The following is a 17,674-nucleotide window of genomic DNA, read 5'->3' on the forward strand; positions in this document are numbered from 1 at the left end:
TACTTTCAGCTGTATCGTCCGTGCTACACCATTGAGCACCGAGGTAAGGTTTTACTAACGAGTTAGGGCTTACTTAGCCGCGTAACCTGTACCATCTAGGATGTTTTGCGCTTGTGTTACATAAGTCAGTGCAGCATCTAGACGCTTCTGGGTGTAACGGAAACCGTGTACACCCCAAGAGCCATCTTTCTTGATGAGGTCAACTGTCTCTTGTGCCTTCTCAGCAAGCATAAGTACCTGAGTCTTGTCTTCAGTAGACAGCTTGGTGACTTCTAATAGCTGGTCAATACGAACAAGTGCTTGCTCAACCTTGGCGTAAACCTCTTTAACAGGGGTTTGCCACTTCATTACTTCACCGTAAATCTCTAACTGGTCTTCGTAATGTAGGCCAACTTCAAGCTCTGACTGGAACTGGCTGTGACAACCTTTGTTCTCTACAACGTCATGGTCAGATATTGCTGTACGAGCACAAGACCACATAAGATCTAGGTAGTTACGACCTTCTTCGTTCTTAGCAACTGTCCAACCTTTAACGCCATCTGGTCCGCCAGTACGAGGCTGACCTTCTGGTGGGTTAAGTGTCTTACGTGTTGGGTCAACGTCAATCTTCCACATGTGTGACTTACGAACGGCATCGAAACCAGCTTGATCAGGGAACTGCATCGCTTTGAAGTTCTCACAGCTACCCATGTTAGGCATGTGACAGCTCTGACAAGTCTGCTTGTTATGCGTGTCTGTGTTATCAGCAATCAAGGTTTGCGCTTCGTGACAATCTTTACAGTCTTTCTTCAGCTTTGGCTTAGTGAAACCAGACTTCCAATCGCCATCTGTAACTTCATGCGGATCGTGACATGTTGTACAACGCATACCTTTTTCGTAGTGCACAGAGTTATACATCTGCGAACCTTCGGTACCACAAGATGGACAAAGAGACTTCATCTTCACACCGAAGGCGTACTCACCCTTCTCTTGAGCTTCTGGCGTATCAGCTAGCGTATCGTCATACTGGAAACGCTGATGACAACGCTCACAATTAGATTGCATACCGCCAGTGCCACCGTCTAGATGACCACCTGCGCCGTGACACTCTTCACAAGCAATACCTTTAGAGATAGTGTGCTCTTGAAGCTTTTTAGGATCGCCCAGCGCATCGAAGTACTCTTGCTTGTTTTGAAAATCAAACTTAAACGTATGACAAACTTCACAGTAAGAACTCGCAGGCTGGAACAACATAGCTTCACGGTATTTAGCGCCGTATGAGCTCATGCCTTTCTGGTGAGAACCTGATGCACCAAAGGCTTCAAGTGTTGTAGGGAAGGCTGGAATTACATCGTTAATCTTCTTCGCCATCTCAGGGGTTAGCCACTCAGCCCAACCACGAGAGAACTGGTTAGCACCTGCAACCATCTTACCTGTGCCGTCTTTAAGTAGACCGCCTTCGATATGGTAAGTACCACGTACCATCCAAGCATCGATAAACCCATACTTAGTACGTGGTGTACCTACCGTTGCATAGATAGCATCAGGAGTAATACCATCAGGTAAAATAGAAGTATCTTTGGTGCCATACATCGCCTGCTCTAGGTCATTGTTAACCTCAGGGTGATCCCCAGGAAAACGAATTGTTTTAGCATGACGTGAACGCTGCCACTTCTCATATTGCGTAGCATGACATTCAGCACACTTCTCTGGACCAACGAAGTTGTTTGGGTAATCTAAAATTGATTTTGCACCTAAGCGATACTGCACGGCGCGAGGTGTTCCTGCACGCTTAGAGTATTTAGGGCTATGACCTGTATCTAAGTACTCTTCACCACGATCACTGATATGGTAATCACCAACTAAGTTGCCAGACTCTTGGTACTTAAACATTGGATGGTTTTCGAAAAGGAAATCAAATAACTCCTCCTCTTGCACGATATAATCATGCAGTGTTTTAACTCCATTAACCTGCTCTGTACCTTGGTAGTTGGCAATCGACTCTTTAGCCGTTTTTCCCATTTGAGGTATGCTGTCATATTTACCAGCAGCGTTCGCATTGGCAATGGCACCAAAACAAAACAGCACGCTTAGCGCTACCTTGTGTTTCCATCGTCTCATCATTCACTCCTACTTATCATTGTTTTATTTTTTTGCTTTTACCAGCATGTTTTTTCAACATGCTGTCACGAAATCTAACCGTTCACCGAACGTCTTGAACAACTGAGCAAGACCTATTTTCCATATAAAAAACAGTAAAAACCTGCTTAACAACACAGTTGAAAAATCATTAGAAGCAATTAGATGTAAAAGCAATATAAAACTTTAAATTCATAGGGTTAACCAGTTGCAAGTAGAACGTTTTAGATCTAAAAGAGAGATGTAAAAGGCCTTGAAGCAGCAAACAAGCTTAAATATGCTAAAAAACGCATGAGAGTTAAGAGGAGAGTTCAATTTATACTTGACATAAACATAGCTCCATTTGACAACAAGTCTGCTCACTATCACCTAAAAGCCTAAAGCTTAGGCGAGCCTATACCAGTGTCCTTGTCTATGCCTTCAAGGAGGGCTGGGGGCTTTCAAGCTGACTAATAACAATTGATACAGGGTTTTAGGTGCCGAAGCCCTAGCGAGCCCCCCTGAATGTGCCTATCGCGGTGTAACGCTAACCTTTAACGGTAAAAAATTGAAAGCAAAGTGAGTGTGGAAATAGAGAGCAGGAAGTAGAGAGTAGAGAGTAGAAAGTAGAAAGTAGAGAGTAGAGAGTAGAGAAAGATAGCAGTGTAAGCGTGTGCCATAAAGCTCTAAAGCCTAGTGCTTTAGAGCTAATACAAGATGAAGATGTGGGGTAATACTTAGCCCTACATAGGGCTAAATATCTACAGTGCTATAAGTAAACCAAGAGGAGATGCTACCAAACAGAGGGACAATCCAAACCGCAGTCTTGTCATCTTGATAGACACGATAGAAGTAGAGTTGTTTATCTTTAATATCACGCTTTCTTAGCTCACGATAAAAGGGGATGGCTGAGTCATTAAGCTGATCAGGTTTAAGCAGGTTCTTCTGTTGAACTTGTACCTGAAAAGCATCAATCTCAATGCCATCAACCGCCTCACTATACTGTTTAAACGTGCCACGGACTTGATACTTGATGGGTGTTGTTAAACAGTCTTGATCGGTAATACAGGTAGAGGAGTGAAACTCACCAGTATCGTCTGAGTTATAGATCAGCGACATACTGATATCGGCTCGAATGAGAAGCTCGCCTTTTACCGGAAAATACACATCGGTATGATAATGGTGCTCAATCAGCTTGCCCTCACCCTCTGCACTCGGTGGCAGCATGATACGGTTATAGCGAATTCGCTTCTCCATCTTCTTTGACAGCTCAATAAATTCGTGAATATCAAGCCCAGCAGGCTCTGAATCAATAGAGGTGACATTGATCAAGCCTTTCCCTTCACAGGCAGTGCCTATATCACCAGGGCAAATAGCCATGGAGTAGTTCTGACCATCTGTAGTGGCAAAAGCGTTAAAGCTATTAAATGGGGCCTCTTTACCTTCAACGGAACTCAGGTGCTTCTCCCACATTGAAGGGTGAAGGTGTTGTGCGCTATCGGTATAAATAAGCTGGGTACTGCCCTTAACCCCCGTAATATCAAGCTCAACTGTCTTATCGGCACTTAACTTAGACAGCTCCCGAGTTAGCTTGTGGTAATCACTGAAATACCAAAAAGTCACTAGAAGTAGCAGCGCAAGAACGATACCTGATATTTTGACTAGCAGAGAGACATCGATAATAGCCGAGCGCAGTGATTCTGCATCATTGACGGCAAGCATAGTAATATTTGATGCTTTAGATACATGAAGTTGATAACCTCGCCGCGCTAACGTTTTAAGCTGCACTTCCCGGTAAGGCTCAAGCTTTTTTCGTAAGGTACTGATGCATTGCGTTAAAGAGGTTGTAGCGACGACTCTATCAGGCCAGCCGGCTTCAAGTAGATCATCTTTTGAACAAACAGAATCTGAAGATAATAACAAACGTTTTAACACTGCAGACTCAGAAAAGGTTAATTTAATCGCCTGATCAGACTTTAGATCCACTAGCTGGTTTGCTGCAGCATCAAGTGATAAATATGGCGTAACTTTTAACACCTTAGCCCCCTAAATGTAATCTACTCATTAACCCTGACATACATGAGTATTTTACGCAGTTTAACGCATACTTGGTGTGACTGCTCACTCAAAAAGCGCAGTAACAATGCCAACTTAGCCAAGCAGGTCACAAATTTAGAGTTTAATAATATTACTAGGAGTTAGCTAAGGCTAGTCTCCTGCTAAAAGGGAGATATTAACTTGCTGATAACTGATCACGGCACCACCAAACTCTTGCGCAAATTGAGTTGCACTATCTTTAGTTTCAAATGAAGCAACCGCCGGCCCCATAACTGCCTTTTTACTTGTACCGTAAACATACCAAGCTTTAGTCGCATCAATAAAAGCATCATCTTGTGGCTTATCCCAATCAGTCTTTGCCATATCATGAACAAACAAGCCTGTCAGTTGACGTTGATTCTCAGGCTGAAGTGAAAAAGCAAACATATCTCTGGTTGAGCAAAACTTAACGCTATGCGCTTGCTGCTTGATAAACACCTGCCCCTTTGGGCCTGGATATTTAATGATCATCATGCCACATTGGTGACAACGTTCATGGTCTGTAATAGCTTCTGCAGTGTGGGTCGTTATTGGCTGGGCTTCTTGCCCACAAGCCATAAGTAGAGGCCATAAAACAGCCAGTATCAATAATTTTTTCATAGTAACTCCAATCACGACCTCTGTGCTTTCGGACAACTTATCACTACTAATAAGGGTGAAATAATCATAAGTTGCCCTACACACAGCTAATCTAGAATAGATAACTCAATCAGCCCACTGCTATACCTGCAGGGTAGTACACAGAGGCTGACATAGATAAAAGAGACTCGATTAGCAAAGTTGAGTCACTCAATTTACCTGACACACCTGGCATGATTGCAGGGATGTTCAGGGCGTCAGGCAATTATACCTATTGGTATATGACTCAAGACATCAGTAGGTGCGAATGTGGCCTTCGCACACTAGCAACGCCTATACTGCAAAGTTCTGTCCAGCATAAAGGATGAACAAGCGTAGACACATCATGCCTACAACCGCACACATACCAGACATGTACAGCGCTTTGGCTGAATGGCTAAATGTCTTACTGGTTGCAAAGTTAAGCAGCAGCGGTGCAACAAAGCCAATACCAACAACACCAATCCAAAATACGCTCGCCCAGTTACCAGTATGAAAAGCCGCAAACGCACTTTGCATACCCGCATTGCCAGAAAAGAGTGACATGGCTAACATGAAGATGAATAGGATTTCAGCCGCCATAATTGGCCACTCAGCACCATGTAAAGTCTTCATATCACCACTGTGCAGATCTTCTTTAAAGCCAGCAACCGCTATCATCTTCGCCACTGCAGCACCCGCTGATAGACCCGATGCAACAAACAGAGCAGGTAACACAGAGGTGTTGATAATGGGGAATCTGATCAAGGCAGAGATCAAGAAGCCAGTATAGGCACAAACAGCAAGCGCAAGCACCAGTACAGCCTTTTCAGCAGGTGCACGTAAGCCGCGCAGCTTGTCGATAATCGGCAACAAGAACTGCAGTGCTTTAATTCGCTTAATCTCATCTTCCATAGCAAAAAGTGTCACTAGTGCTACCAACGGAATATAAGCATTCAAGGCGATCACACCAACCGACATGACTGAGTTCAAGTTGTAAAAGACCAGAATTCGCCAGAAAAACAGCGGATTAGTCAAATCAAAAACCAAACAGATCATGCCTAAGCTGATTGTTACAAAAGAAGTCAGACACGCCGCCTTTAAAAATGGCGTATTTGTAGTCTGCTTCTTATAGAAGCGAATAAATAGAGCAATAGATAACGCACCGCCAGAAATCCCCGCAAAGAATAGATAAACGGCGATAGGCCAAGGCCATGCGATACCTTGGGATAGACCCATAGTAAACTCGATATTTCCATCCATCTTATACTCCTACCTTAACAATAGGGATGTATCGCAAACTTGGCTCTGTACCGAAACCAGGCTTCATACGAACTGAATCCTTCACTCTAAGCAGCTTGCTGACATATGAGGATGGGTCTTTTGCATCGCCGAAGATTAATGCATCGTATCGGCAGGCTTGAACACAAGCTGGTAGCTCACCTTTAGCTAACTTTGAATTCAAACAGAAATCGCAGTTATCAGCGACATCGGTCTCTTTATTGATAAAGCGCGCATCATAGGGACAAGCACCGATACAGTATTTACAACCGGCACACTTACTGGCATCCATAGTGACAATGCCTGTTTTCTCATCTCTGTGTGCAGCCCCTGTTGGACACACTGTCACACAAGGCGCGTTTTTACATTGTTGACAGGAAACACGTACATACTTGCGCTCACAATCACACTCAAGCTTGCCGCAATGAGGACACTTTTCACCTGCAACGCCACCCGATTGCTGTTCAAGCAGTAACCGTGACTTACCTTCCGGTAGGTTGTTGGCAGTAGTACAAGCAAGCTTACACTCACCACAACCCGTACACTTATTTTGGTCGAACACCATAGTGTAGTGGGGTTGATTACTCTCCCCCTCCTCTTTGACAGAGCTACACCCTAGCGGTGCAATGATCAAAGAGCTCGCCCCTAAACATTTAAGGAACCTCCGTCTCTCTAAATTTTCACTCACAGCATCCTCCGATATTCGCCATTAGGCGAATTATATTTTTAATAATTTGAATCATTTTTTAGCGATTAAATGCTTCTGTGCATTGTTAATCGCGAACTCAATTGCATTACGATTAAATGGCTGCTTAGTATTATCTAATAATATTTGCCAGTGATTTATAGCTAATTTATAGTCGTGATTAATATAGGCATCATTGGCTAATAACACTCTAGTGTTGAACTCTTGCTTATATAAAGCTAGCGCACTTTGTGTAAGCAGTTTCACGTCACTTGTCATTGACCTATGATTTTTATAATAAAGTGCTGTTGCTTTTAATCCGATAACTTCAGCATCATCATCCATATAAACCAACAACTCATCTAAAGCATCAATAGCTTCGAGGTATAGACCTCCATCCATTGAAACCCTGGCCAAACCCATGAGCACTGCTTTATTGTTCGGTTGCTCATTGGCTTGCCTTCTTGCTTTATTTATTTCTGCAGCGAGTAGGTAATCAACATTAATATCGGATCTAGCTAAATCAATATCATTATGACGACCTAAATATGAATAGGCGGCAATGACACTGATAATTACTGTTGCATTTAATAACAATACAAATGAAAAGCTAGCACCTTTATATTTAAAAGCATCAGAGAGGGGCTCATTAGAGTCACTAAAAAATGAAGTATATTTAATTCGATATAATGTGTGATGACAGAAAAAAGTCATCATCAACAAGGCACAAAGAACAAGTGTACTAATTAATAGTAAATTCATAATGCTTCTTCTCTTTAACTAAGCTGCTGGTACTTACTTGTGAGGGTTAGCACCCATCATGCCGCCCATACCCATGCCGCTAAGGCCCATACCATGAGAGTTCTCACCTGGTGCCTCGACCTTGACAAGTTCCACTTCAAACACCAAAGCTGAGTTAGGCGCTATCATGCCAACTTGACGCTCACCGTAAGCAAGCTCTGAAGGTATATTGAACTTATAAGTTGCTCCCTCTTTCATCAGTTGAAGCCCCTCTTGCCAACCTTCGATGACAGTCACTAACGAGAATCGGTTAGGCTCATCACGAGCATATGAGTTATCAAACTCAGTGCCATCAATGAGATACCCCTTGTAATGCACAGTCACAACATCATTAGCTTGCGGGGTTGCACCACTGCCTTTGTTAATAACTTCATACTGCAGGCCAGATTCAGTTGTTCTCACATCAGCACTTTTCTTGTTTTCTGATAAGAACTTCTCGCCAGCAACTAATGTTTTAATTGCCATCTCTTTATCCTTGGCTTCTCTAGCTGCATTTAGCTGTTCAGCACGGATATTGAGATAGGAAACAATATCTTCATTAGATAGTTTTGATTCACCTTTCAATGCATCAAGTAGCCCCTCAACAACGACATCAACATCAACATCGGCACCCAGTTGTGATTGGCTGTAAAGTTGACTTGAAATGTAGTTACCAAAAGAAGCACCTATGCTGTATGACTCTTTATTGTTATCAGGTAAAACCTCTGCTTCAGCCATACATTGCGTTGATAAAAATAGTGATAAGCAAGATAGTGCAACGATACTTTTCTTAAACGTCTTCATAAAATTTCTCTATTATTAATTAAGGTTTAATTTGGCCTAGCGAATTAATTCTACGCCTATGGTTTTTCTGTTTGACGGTTTGACAACCTCCATCCATAAATACCATCTGGCATCTGCCTCACACTGGTATAGCCAAGTTTCATTACCGCTCTTGCTGCTATTTCACTTGCATTGCACAGTCGATTAGCACAATAAAAAACCATTACTGTATCTTTGCTTTCAGGTAATAATTTTTTCCAATCTTTAACATTGAAATAGATAGCACCTGGAATATATCCCTCAGCCCACAGTTCCAATGTATTGACATCAAAAAAGTAAACTCCTTCCTTTCCTACTAACGTTTCTGCTTCCATCATGGATATATGGTTCAGTTGAAATTCATAATTTTTAGCCGGAGCCATATCTGAACCTCCACCAGCAAAACTATTTGGAGATAGTGCAGCTAAAAAGAAAGATAAAATAATTATTCCAAGTACTTTATTCATAGTAATTCTCTTATTTGCTTCGACCATATTGCTGTTTAGTTAATATGATCGAAGCGGGTAACAACTCAGTAGCTAGTGGGTTCTGATTTAGTAACCATTACCATCTAGAATATTCTGAGCTTGTGTAACATAAGTGAGTGCAGCATCGAGACGCTTCTGGCTGTAACGGAAGCCATGAACACCCCAAGAGCCATCTTCTTTGATTAGGTCAACGGTCTCTTGCGCCTTCTCAGCTAGCATAAGAACCTGAGTCTTCTCAGCAGTTGGTAGCTTAGTCACCTCAAGAAGTTGGTCGATACGAACAAGTGCCTGTTCAACCTTTGCGTACACCTCTTTAACTGGTGTCTGCCACTTCATCACTTCACCGTAGATCTCCATCTGATCGTTGTAGTGCATGCCAGTTTCAAGTTCAGACTGGAATGGACTGTGACAACCTTTGTTTTCAACGTTGTCATGATCCGAGACTGCAGTACGCGCACATGACCACATAAGATCTAAGTAGTTATGATCCTCTTCGTTCTTAGCAACAGTCCAACCTTTAACAGCAGAGTCACGCGGCTGACCAGCAGGTGGGTTCAGTGTTTTACGTTCAGGGTGAACATCAATCTTCCACATATGAGACTTACGAACTGCATCGAAACCAGCCATATCAGGGAACTGAACTGCAGTGAAGTTTTCACAGCTACCCATTGCAGGCATGTGACAGCTTTGACAGGTCATGTTGCTATGAGTGTCAGTGTTGTCAGCAATTGTCTTCTGTGCTTCATGACAATCAACACAATCTTTCTTCAGCTTTGGCTTAGTGAAACCAGATAGGAAATCACCATCAGTCACTTCATGTGGATCATGACAAGTCGTACAACGCATGCCCTTCTCATAGTGAGCAGAAGCAAACATCTGTGAACCTTCAGTACCACAAGATGGGCAAGCAGACTTCATCTTCACGCCAAAGGCGTATTCCATCTTCTCTTGGCCTTTCTCGGTCTCAGCAAGCTCGTCAACGAAGTTGAAACGCTGATGACAACGCTCACAGTTAGACTGCATACCGCCAGTACCACCGTCTAGGTGACCACCTGCGCCATGACACTCTTCACATGCAATACCTTTAGAGATAGTGTGCTCTTGTAACTTCTTGCTATCACCAAGCGCATCAAAGAACTCTTGCTTGTTTTGGAAGTCGAACTTGTAGGTATGACACATTTCACAATATGAGCTACCTGGCTGGAACAACATCTCTTTTTCGTACTTAGCACCGTAAGAGCTCATGCCCCACTGGTGAGACCCTGAAGCACCAAAGTCTTCAATCGTTGTAGGGAACTCAGGGATAACCTTGTTGATCTTCTTAGCCATCTCAGGGGTTAACCACTCAGCCCAACCTCGTGAGAACTGGTTAGCACCGGCAACCATCTTACCTGTACCTTCAGAAAGCAGACCATCACGAATATGGTAAGTACCACGTACTAGGTAACTATCAAGCAGACCATATTTAGTACGAGGAGTACCGATAATCGCATAAACGTCATCAGGCTGAATGCCATCTGGTAACATTGCTGCATCACTACCGTATAGGCGAGCAGACAGATCACCATTTGGTACTTCTTTATCGGTAATTTCACTTGGGAAGCGAACCACGTTTGCATGACGAGAGCGTTTCCACTTCTCGAACTGAACTGCGTGACACTCACCACACTTCTCAGGACCTACGAAGTTGTTTGGAAAATCCAGTGTTGATTTAGCACCAAGGCGATACTGAACTGCACTTGGACGACCTACTCGCTCACTATATTTAGGTGAATTACCTGTATCAAAATATTCTTCACCACGATCACTAATGTGATATTCACCAATAAGGTTACCCTCTTCGTGATATTTAAACATTGGGTGATTTTGGAATAAGAAATCAAAAAGTTCACTTTCTTGAACGACATAATCGTGAAGTGATTTAACACCTTTAGTTTCTTCTGTTCCTTGATAATTAGCAATTGCAGCTTTTGCTGATTCGCCCATTTCAGGAATGCTGTTGTATTTACCACCAGCGGCATTAGCACCCACTGCGGTGAAACAAAACAGCAAACCTGCGGCTGTTTTTAGTTTCCAGTTTTTCATCATCTCTCCTAGTTATCATCGTTTTATAATCATTCAACTAAGCAGCTCTCTTGTTTAGCCGAACAACTAGAACAATTGAGTTAACGCTATTGTCCATACCTAAATGATAAAAAAACATGAACTAAAACCAGATTTGTGAACACAGAAAACCCTGAGACTTTAAAACACCTAAAAATAAAATAATAACAACAAGATAGACCAACACAGCAGTGCTGTTTTTCAGATATTTTAGACGGCATTTAGATCTAAATAGATGTAAAAAACGTAACTTTAGATATGAAATAATACCAAAGGAGGATCTATCGATAATAAAGGATACAGGAGTCACAAAATTGATTGCTAATATACAATACCCTTTGCTTTAAGTTGAAAGGTAGAGTGGTTACCACTAACAAAACAGACCCGTCACCACAAGGTCAAACCTTAATAAAAACGACTAACAATATAATTAGAACACAATATATAAAGTAGCAATAAACATAACAAAAGATCAGACTGACTTAATTAACACCGACATAATTAATTAGGCAAGCTAAAATAGAGAAGTATCATTATGGTTCCAGAATTAGGCCTTATATTTTTAATTGTTAGTACAATTATATCGATATTACTTGGTATGATTACTTTTATAGGTTCATACAAGAATAACCATTACCTTCTTAGTTATGTTAAAACATTAACAGGAATAATGACCTTTTCCCTTTGCGCCTCTATTACTTGTTTGCTTATCTCTTTTGTCGTTGATGACTTTACCGTGGCATATGTGGCCAATAACTCAAATACTCAGCTTGCATTGATCTATAAAGTCGCAGCGATTTGGGGGGGACATGAAGGTTCGATGTTGTTCTGGGTTGTAGCTATGGCAGTTTGGGGCTGTATCATCACCTTCTCAGGTAAATATCAAGATAGAGCCTTTATCGGTCGCTTTATTGCTGTTTTGTCTTTTGTCATCGCAGGTTTTTGCCTGTTTATGCTGTTTACTTCTAATCCATTTGCAAGACTACTGCCTAACTACCCTATTGAAGGCAGAGATCTCAACCCTATCCTGCAAGACATTGGCCTAATATTGCATCCACCTATGCTGTTTTTGGGCTATGTCGGCCTTACCATATGTTTTGCCGCTGCCATTTCTGCACTGTTAGGTGAAGGCTTAACCAAACAGAAAGCGGCTTACTTACGCCCTTGGGCTATTACTGCCTGGGTATTTCTTACTGGTGGTAACGCATTTGGTTCATGGTGGGCCTATAACGAACTTGGCTGGGGCGGGTGGTGGTTCTGGGATCCAGTAGAAAATGCTTCATTTATCCCTTGGCTAGTCGCTACTGGACTCGTGCATTCGGTCAATATGACACATAAACGTGGGCTCTTTGGCTCAACAACTATCTTTCTCTGTATTTTAGCCTTCTCTTTGAGCCTACTTGGCACATTCTTAGTCAGATCCGGTGTGGTGCAGTCAGTACATGCGTTTGCTTCTGATCCCACTCGAGGCTTCTCTATTCTTGTGTTACTTCTCACTTATACAGGCGCTGCACTCGCATTGTTTGCCTATAAGTCTAGTAACCTTAATTTCAAAATCGACTTCTCTGCACTATCTAAAGAAAGCCTACTGTTACTCGGTAACTTGCTGCTCGTCGCCGCTGCGCTATCAGTACTACTCGGAACCTGCTATCCAATAATCTATGAAGTCGCTACAGGGGCCACTATTTCGGTGGGCCCGCCTTACTTTAATAGCATCTTTATTCCAATTGCTGTATGCGTATTTATCTTAATGGGACTGACCCCACTTATCAGGTGGCAATCGGCTCGGGTAGAAGCATTGCGAACTCCTGCAGTAATGGCCTTAATCAGCCTAACCTTAGCTTGTGTGTTCACCTTTACCAGCCAAGATGAGTTTTCTATATGGTTACTGCTTGGCGCTTTTTCTGTTTTATGGATTCTGTCCTGCGTACTACTGAGCCTGAAACAATTTTTATCCCACAGCGCTCACTCAAGCTATCAAGCTGTAGATAAACGCAGCCGAGCGCGATTCTTAGGCATGTGTTTTGCTCACTTAGGTGTTGCCCTCTCAGTGTTTGGCGCAACGTGCGTATCTAACTTCGAGCAGGAGGAGTTACTCAGGATGGGGCCGGGTAATGGCAAAGAGGTTGCAGGGTATACCTTTGTTTATGAAGAGACCCAGCACGTTGATAGAGCTAGCTTTACGGCCATTCAAGCCAAAATCATGGTGCTCGATAAGCATGAAAATATAGTCACCTATATCTACCCACAAAGACAAACTTTTAAAACCAATGCGATGGAGATGTCAGCTGCGGGCATTCACTCATCACTGTTTGGCGATCTGTATGTCTCTATGGGAGTGGCGTTAAGTGAAACTGAGTATTTAATTCGAATCAGCTATAAACCTTTCGTTAACTGGTTATGGATTGGCGCGCTATTTATGATGCTTGCAGGTTGCTCAATCATCTACAACTTACGTCCTGTAAAAAAGTCCAAACAAGCAAGGTGTGCGCGAAACATGCCCGGCCTACAAACCCGTGGTGAGGTGAAGCCATGAAACACATCGCCGTAGCACTGTTACTGGTTGTATTCACCTTTTCAAGCGCATTCTCATCGAGCTGCGCCGCCAGTGCTGAAGATAGAGTAATCCCTAAAGCCGATCCTATTACCTATACCAGTGAGCAAAAGCATAAGCTGAGATTAGAGATATCAAGAGAGCTTCGCTGCCCTAAATCAATCAACCAAAACCTGCTGGATTCTCAAGCTCCTATAGCCAGCGAGCTCAAAGCACAGATCTACCTGATGCTTGAGCAGGGCCATAGTAAAGTTGAGATAGTTAATTTTATGGTTGAGCGTTATGGAGAGAAGATCCGCTATATGCCATCTCTTTCAGGCGGCACTACCATCCTTTGGCTAGCCCCCTTACTCTTTGTCCTTATCGCGATTGCTAGCGTGTTCATATTCATTCGCCCAAGAATGATAAAACAGACAGAGCCAGTTCACCCTTCTCAAGTTGATGGAAGTCAATCATGATCAATTTTCGAAATGTCACATTATCAACAAAATTGGCGCTAGGGTTTACCTTAGCCAGCTCTCTATTGTTAAGCAGCATTACTGCAACTCAGGCCTCTATTCCAACCACTAAGGTCTACAGCACAGGAGATGCGATAGATAAACCTATGATCATGTCTCGGTTTATTGAGATGAGCTCAGCACGATCTGTACCTGACGTCTCATTTACGGACACCCAAGGTGATGAGATAAGCTTAAAGCAGTTCAAAGGCAAGGTGGTGATGGTAAACCTATGGGCAACTTGGTGCGCCCCCTGTATTAAAGAGATCCCGCAGATGGAGCAGATCCGCCAAGCTAACCTAAACAATAATCTCGTGGTTGTGCCTATCTCAATCGATGAGGAGCCCGAGCTGGTAAAACCATTTCTAATCAAACATGGCCTAGCCGATTATCAGACTTGGCTCGATCCAAACAAGCAGATAGATCAAGTGATGCCTGCAGATGTTGTTCCAGCCACCTACTTTTTTGATGGTTCAGGTAACTTAATCGGCTTTCTTAGAGGTTATCTCGACTGGGGTGATAAAGAGGTACAGCCCTATCTTGAAAAGCTAACGGCAAAATACGCAGGTAAATAAGGTTAAACAGGTTCTCACACCGTCCGGTATTTCTATCACTCTTTCACCGGACGGGTTTTTCTACTCAATATGACCTATTCAGCCTCTTCAGGGCGAAATTCAAGAATATCTCCAGGCTGACAGTTCAGATAACCACAGATACTGGCTAACGTCTCGAAACGCACCCCTTTTACCTTGCCCCGCTTTAACAATGACAGATTAGCTTCCGTGATGCCTATAGCTTTAGCGAGCTCCTTTGAACTCACTTTTCGCACTGCCATCATGACATCTAAATTAACGATTATTTGCATAATTTTTTCATCCAACACACGATAACGAACTTAGATAAACTCTTTGTTTTCGGCTTCAATTTCTCTCGCAGCCTTCAGCAGATAAACAATCAACAGCATCAACAACAGCGTCGTGATATTGCCAAAATCAAGCGGTAGCTCTAAGTGTGTCTTCTCATGAAACTGGCCATGGTAATAACCCGTCACTAAATGCTGGACTATTTCGATACAAAAATCCGCCAACTTAATCCAGACAAGCCACAGATAACAGGTCATTGCTTGCTGCCCAAAAAATAGCCCCTGTTGAAAATGACTCAGCAATTTCTGCAACCAATAAACACCCAAAATCAAACTGATTAAAATAGGGGATTGTATCGCTAGCAACACACTACGGCTCGCTCGATCATCAAACCAAAGCTCATTAAAAAGCATGCTATTAGCAAAGCGGATCTCATCATGAACCCAATAGCTATAGCCTAGGTAAACCAACACAACTGCAGTCGCGATTAAGACTACACCTCTAAAAAAACCACTGATCTTCATCAGCTTGTGCATATTTGCATTCATTGCGATAAATTTTCCCTGCCACTATTTTCAATAGATTATATCAGACAGAAACATTTCATCATAAAATAATATCAAATTATCGTTTTACAATAATTATTTTATGTAATAGGCTGATTAGCAATTCAAGAATAAAGGATCTGTAGCTAAAACAGATTAAAGTTTGAGCTGTTATAAAAGGAATGATTCATGAAAACGAATACAATTTTACCTAGCATACTGGCGACAACACTCGCCGCGACCTTGTTCGCTACGGGTTGCTCACAGACCCCATCACAATCAAAGCTACCGACTCAAACAAGCGCTCAACAGCAAGTTGCTCAGGTGCCACTTATTCCTGTTGAAGCTTTCTTTAATGAGCAAGGGATCAGCGGATTAAAAACCTCTAGCGATGGCCAATGGCTAGCCTTCTTTAAAGAGTACCAAGGTGCTAAAAATATCTACTTAATGCCTGCAGGCGCTGGTGTTGATAAAGCATTCCCCATTACCACCTCAAAGGAGCCTGTATTGAACTTCAGGTGGTCCAGTGAAGCTAATGAGATCTTCTATCTCAAAGACAGTGGCGGTAATGAAAACACTCAAATTTATAAGTTAACCTTAGATACTACACACACTAAGCCGGCAGCTAACACCACAGCGCTAACGAGCAACAATGAGATAAGGTATGACCTGCTCAAACAGGCAAAAGACAAGCCAGATACATTAGTGCTGATGTCTAACCAAGATAACCCGCAGCAGATGGATATCTATCACCTCAATATCAACTCTGGGGATATCAGTAATGTTTTTGCTAACACCTTTGGTTTCTCGCAAATCGAGGTTAATAAGTTAGGACAACCCGTACTCGGAACCAGCAGTAACCCAGACAATACCTCAGATCTCTACGCCAAAATCGATGGCAAGTGGGTTAGCCTCATCAAAACAGAATTTGGCGAAAGCATAGATATTCTCAGTTTCGATAGTAATAACAACCTTGCCTATCTCAGCGCTGATATTGAGGGCCGAGATAAGCAACAGCTGCTACGTCTAAATTTGGCAACAGGAAAGCTAGATACACTGCATAGTGACCCACTCGATGAGTCTGACGTCTCGGAAGTGATTTTCAACGATGACGGTGCGCCACTTGCCGTCTCCTATTATGGCGGCCGCCTGCGTACTTACCCGTTAGATGACGAGTTTGCTAAAAACTGGCAGAAGATTAATGACCACTTCAAACAAGACGTTGAGATAACCATCAGCGACAGAAATGAAAAAACCGGTCTATGGCAACTGCATGTCGCCAGTGATGTCGATATGGGGAGTGATTACCGCTTTGATACTAACAAGGGCAGTGTGACAGTATTGCTCAAGCAGGAAGCATCAATTGAACCTGAGCTGCTCTCTAAGCGTCAATCCATCACTTATCAGGCGCGTGACGGAGTAAGCATACAAGCTTACCTCACCCTTCCTAAAGGGCAGAGTAAAAACTTACCCACGGTTATCCTGCCCCATGGTGGCCCTTGGGCACGTGACTACTGGACGCTCAGCTCTGGTTACTTCAACCCTATAGCCCAGCTACTTGCTAATCGGGGCTACGCGGTTCTGCAACCCAACTTTCGCGCATCGACAGGTTTTGGTAAACGCTTCCTAAACTTGGGCAATAAGAACTGGGGCACAGGTAGCATGCAAGATGATCTCACTGACGGGGCAAACTACCTTGTAGAACAAGGGACTGCTGATAAGCAACGCCTAGGGATCATGGGCGCTTCATATGGTGGCTATGCTGCATTGGCAGGGGCAACCTTTACGCCAGATCTATACCAAGCCGTGATCTCATATGTCGGTCCCTCTAGCCTTATCACCTTGCTAGAGTCATTTCCGCCACACTTCCGTCCATACCTAGGACAGTTTTATAGTGCAGTGGGCGACCCTGAAATCGCAGCAGACAGAGAAGATATGCTAGCGCGTTCACCGATAAAGTTTGTCGATCAAATCAAGGCGCCACTGATGCTAGTACAAGGGGCGAACGATCCTAGGGTCACACAACTTGAGTCCGACAATATTGCGCGAGTGATGTATAAGCAGGCTCTTCCGGTAGAGTATATTCTGGCAAAAGATGAAGGTCATGGTTTTAGAAAGCGTGATAACAAACTGGCCTATATCGTCGCCATGGAGCAGTTCTTCGGCGAGCATTTAGGCGGTAGAGTCGATAAACGCGTCACGCCAAGTCTTGCCACTCACCTAAATACGCTTAAGGTGGATGTCAGCCAGTTGTAATTTATAGCG

Annotated in this window: 15 protein-coding genes; 4 read left to right on the forward strand and 11 right to left on the reverse strand. The window is 43.0% G+C overall.

Annotated features, from left to right (window positions below):
• Positions 1 to 69: 69 nt before the first annotated feature.
• From BM736_RS11825 to BM736_RS11865, 9 genes are all read right to left on the reverse strand, one after another.
• Positions 70 to 2,100, reverse strand: coding sequence for a multiheme c-type cytochrome (locus BM736_RS11825; protein WP_076412262.1), 2,031 nt, complete (start codon positions 2,098 to 2,100; stop codon positions 70 to 72).
• 750 nt (positions 2,101 to 2,850) lie between these two features.
• Positions 2,851 to 4,134, reverse strand: coding sequence for a winged helix-turn-helix domain-containing protein (locus BM736_RS11830; protein ID WP_076412264.1), 1,284 nt, complete (start codon positions 4,132 to 4,134; stop codon positions 2,851 to 2,853).
• Positions 4,135 to 4,305: 171 nt separating this feature from the next.
• The gene (locus BM736_RS11835) at positions 4,306 to 4,794 is read right to left on the reverse strand and encodes a nitrous oxide reductase accessory protein NosL (protein WP_076412266.1); all 489 of its coding nucleotides are present in this window, start codon (positions 4,792 to 4,794) and stop codon (positions 4,306 to 4,308) included.
• 312 nt (positions 4,795 to 5,106) lie between these two features.
• Entirely contained in the window at positions 5,107 to 6,054 is a 948-nt protein-coding gene (gene nrfD, locus BM736_RS11840; RefSeq protein WP_076412268.1) for an NrfD/PsrC family molybdoenzyme membrane anchor subunit, read from the reverse strand.
• Position 6,055: 1 nt separating this feature from the next.
• On the reverse strand, positions 6,056 to 6,760 hold the full coding sequence (locus tag BM736_RS11845) for a 4Fe-4S dicluster domain-containing protein (protein WP_076412271.1): 705 nt from the start codon (positions 6,758 to 6,760) through the stop codon (positions 6,056 to 6,058).
• A 51-nt stretch (positions 6,761 to 6,811) separates the two neighbouring features.
• A complete protein-coding gene (locus BM736_RS11850) occupies positions 6,812 to 7,519 on the reverse strand; it encodes a hypothetical protein (RefSeq protein WP_076412273.1) in 708 nt (235 codons plus the stop codon).
• Positions 7,520 to 7,552: 33 nt separating this feature from the next.
• Positions 7,553 to 8,341, reverse strand: coding sequence for an FKBP-type peptidyl-prolyl cis-trans isomerase (locus tag BM736_RS11855; RefSeq protein WP_076412275.1), 789 nt, complete (start codon positions 8,339 to 8,341; stop codon positions 7,553 to 7,555).
• Between the two features lie 56 nt (positions 8,342 to 8,397).
• Positions 8,398 to 8,826, reverse strand: coding sequence for a rhodanese-like domain-containing protein (locus tag BM736_RS11860; RefSeq protein WP_076412278.1), 429 nt, complete (start codon positions 8,824 to 8,826; stop codon positions 8,398 to 8,400).
• 87 nt (positions 8,827 to 8,913) lie between these two features.
• Positions 8,914 to 10,932, reverse strand: coding sequence for a cytochrome c3 family protein (locus BM736_RS11865; RefSeq protein ID WP_076412281.1), 2,019 nt, complete (start codon positions 10,930 to 10,932; stop codon positions 8,914 to 8,916).
• A gap of 553 nt (positions 10,933 to 11,485) precedes the next feature.
• Between BM736_RS11865 and BM736_RS11870 the strand changes: the two genes are divergently transcribed.
• The 3 genes from BM736_RS11870 to BM736_RS11880 are packed head-to-tail and all read left to right on the forward strand — an operon-like array spanning position 11,486 to position 14,576.
• On the forward strand, positions 11,486 to 13,486 hold the full coding sequence (locus BM736_RS11870; protein WP_076412283.1) for a heme lyase CcmF/NrfE family subunit: 2,001 nt from the start codon (positions 11,486 to 11,488) through the stop codon (positions 13,484 to 13,486).
• Positions 13,483 to 13,962 carry a cytochrome c-type biogenesis protein gene (locus BM736_RS11875; protein ID WP_076412285.1) on the forward strand — a complete coding sequence of 160 codons (480 nt, stop codon included), beginning with the start codon at positions 13,483 to 13,485 and terminating at the stop codon, positions 13,960 to 13,962. The genes BM736_RS11870 and BM736_RS11875 overlap by 4 nt, the downstream gene beginning before the upstream one ends.
• Positions 13,959 to 14,576 (forward strand): TlpA disulfide reductase family protein, encoded by a 618-nt coding sequence (locus BM736_RS11880; protein WP_076412288.1) that lies wholly within the window; start codon positions 13,959 to 13,961, stop codon positions 14,574 to 14,576. Before BM736_RS11875 ends, BM736_RS11880 begins: the two co-directional genes overlap by 4 nt.
• Before the next feature lie 74 nt (positions 14,577 to 14,650).
• Here BM736_RS11880 and BM736_RS11885 read toward each other — a convergent pair whose 3' ends face one another.
• Positions 14,651 to 14,866, reverse strand: a complete 216-nt coding sequence (locus tag BM736_RS11885; RefSeq protein ID WP_076412290.1) for a helix-turn-helix transcriptional regulator — start codon at positions 14,864 to 14,866, stop codon at positions 14,651 to 14,653.
• A 30-nt stretch (positions 14,867 to 14,896) separates the two neighbouring features.
• Complete coding sequence (locus BM736_RS11890) at positions 14,897 to 15,412, reverse strand: DUF2975 domain-containing protein (RefSeq protein WP_076412292.1); 516 nt, start codon at positions 15,410 to 15,412, stop codon at positions 14,897 to 14,899.
• Positions 15,413 to 15,598: 186 nt separating this feature from the next.
• On the opposite strand from BM736_RS11890, the gene BM736_RS11895 reads away from it, so the two are divergent.
• Positions 15,599 to 17,665, forward strand: coding sequence for a S9 family peptidase (locus BM736_RS11895; RefSeq protein ID WP_076412294.1), 2,067 nt, complete (start codon positions 15,599 to 15,601; stop codon positions 17,663 to 17,665).
• Positions 17,666 to 17,674 lie beyond the last annotated feature (9 nt).

Source organism: Shewanella sp. UCD-KL12, from assembly GCF_001957125.1.
Lineage (GTDB): Bacteria > Pseudomonadota > Gammaproteobacteria > Enterobacterales > Shewanellaceae > Shewanella.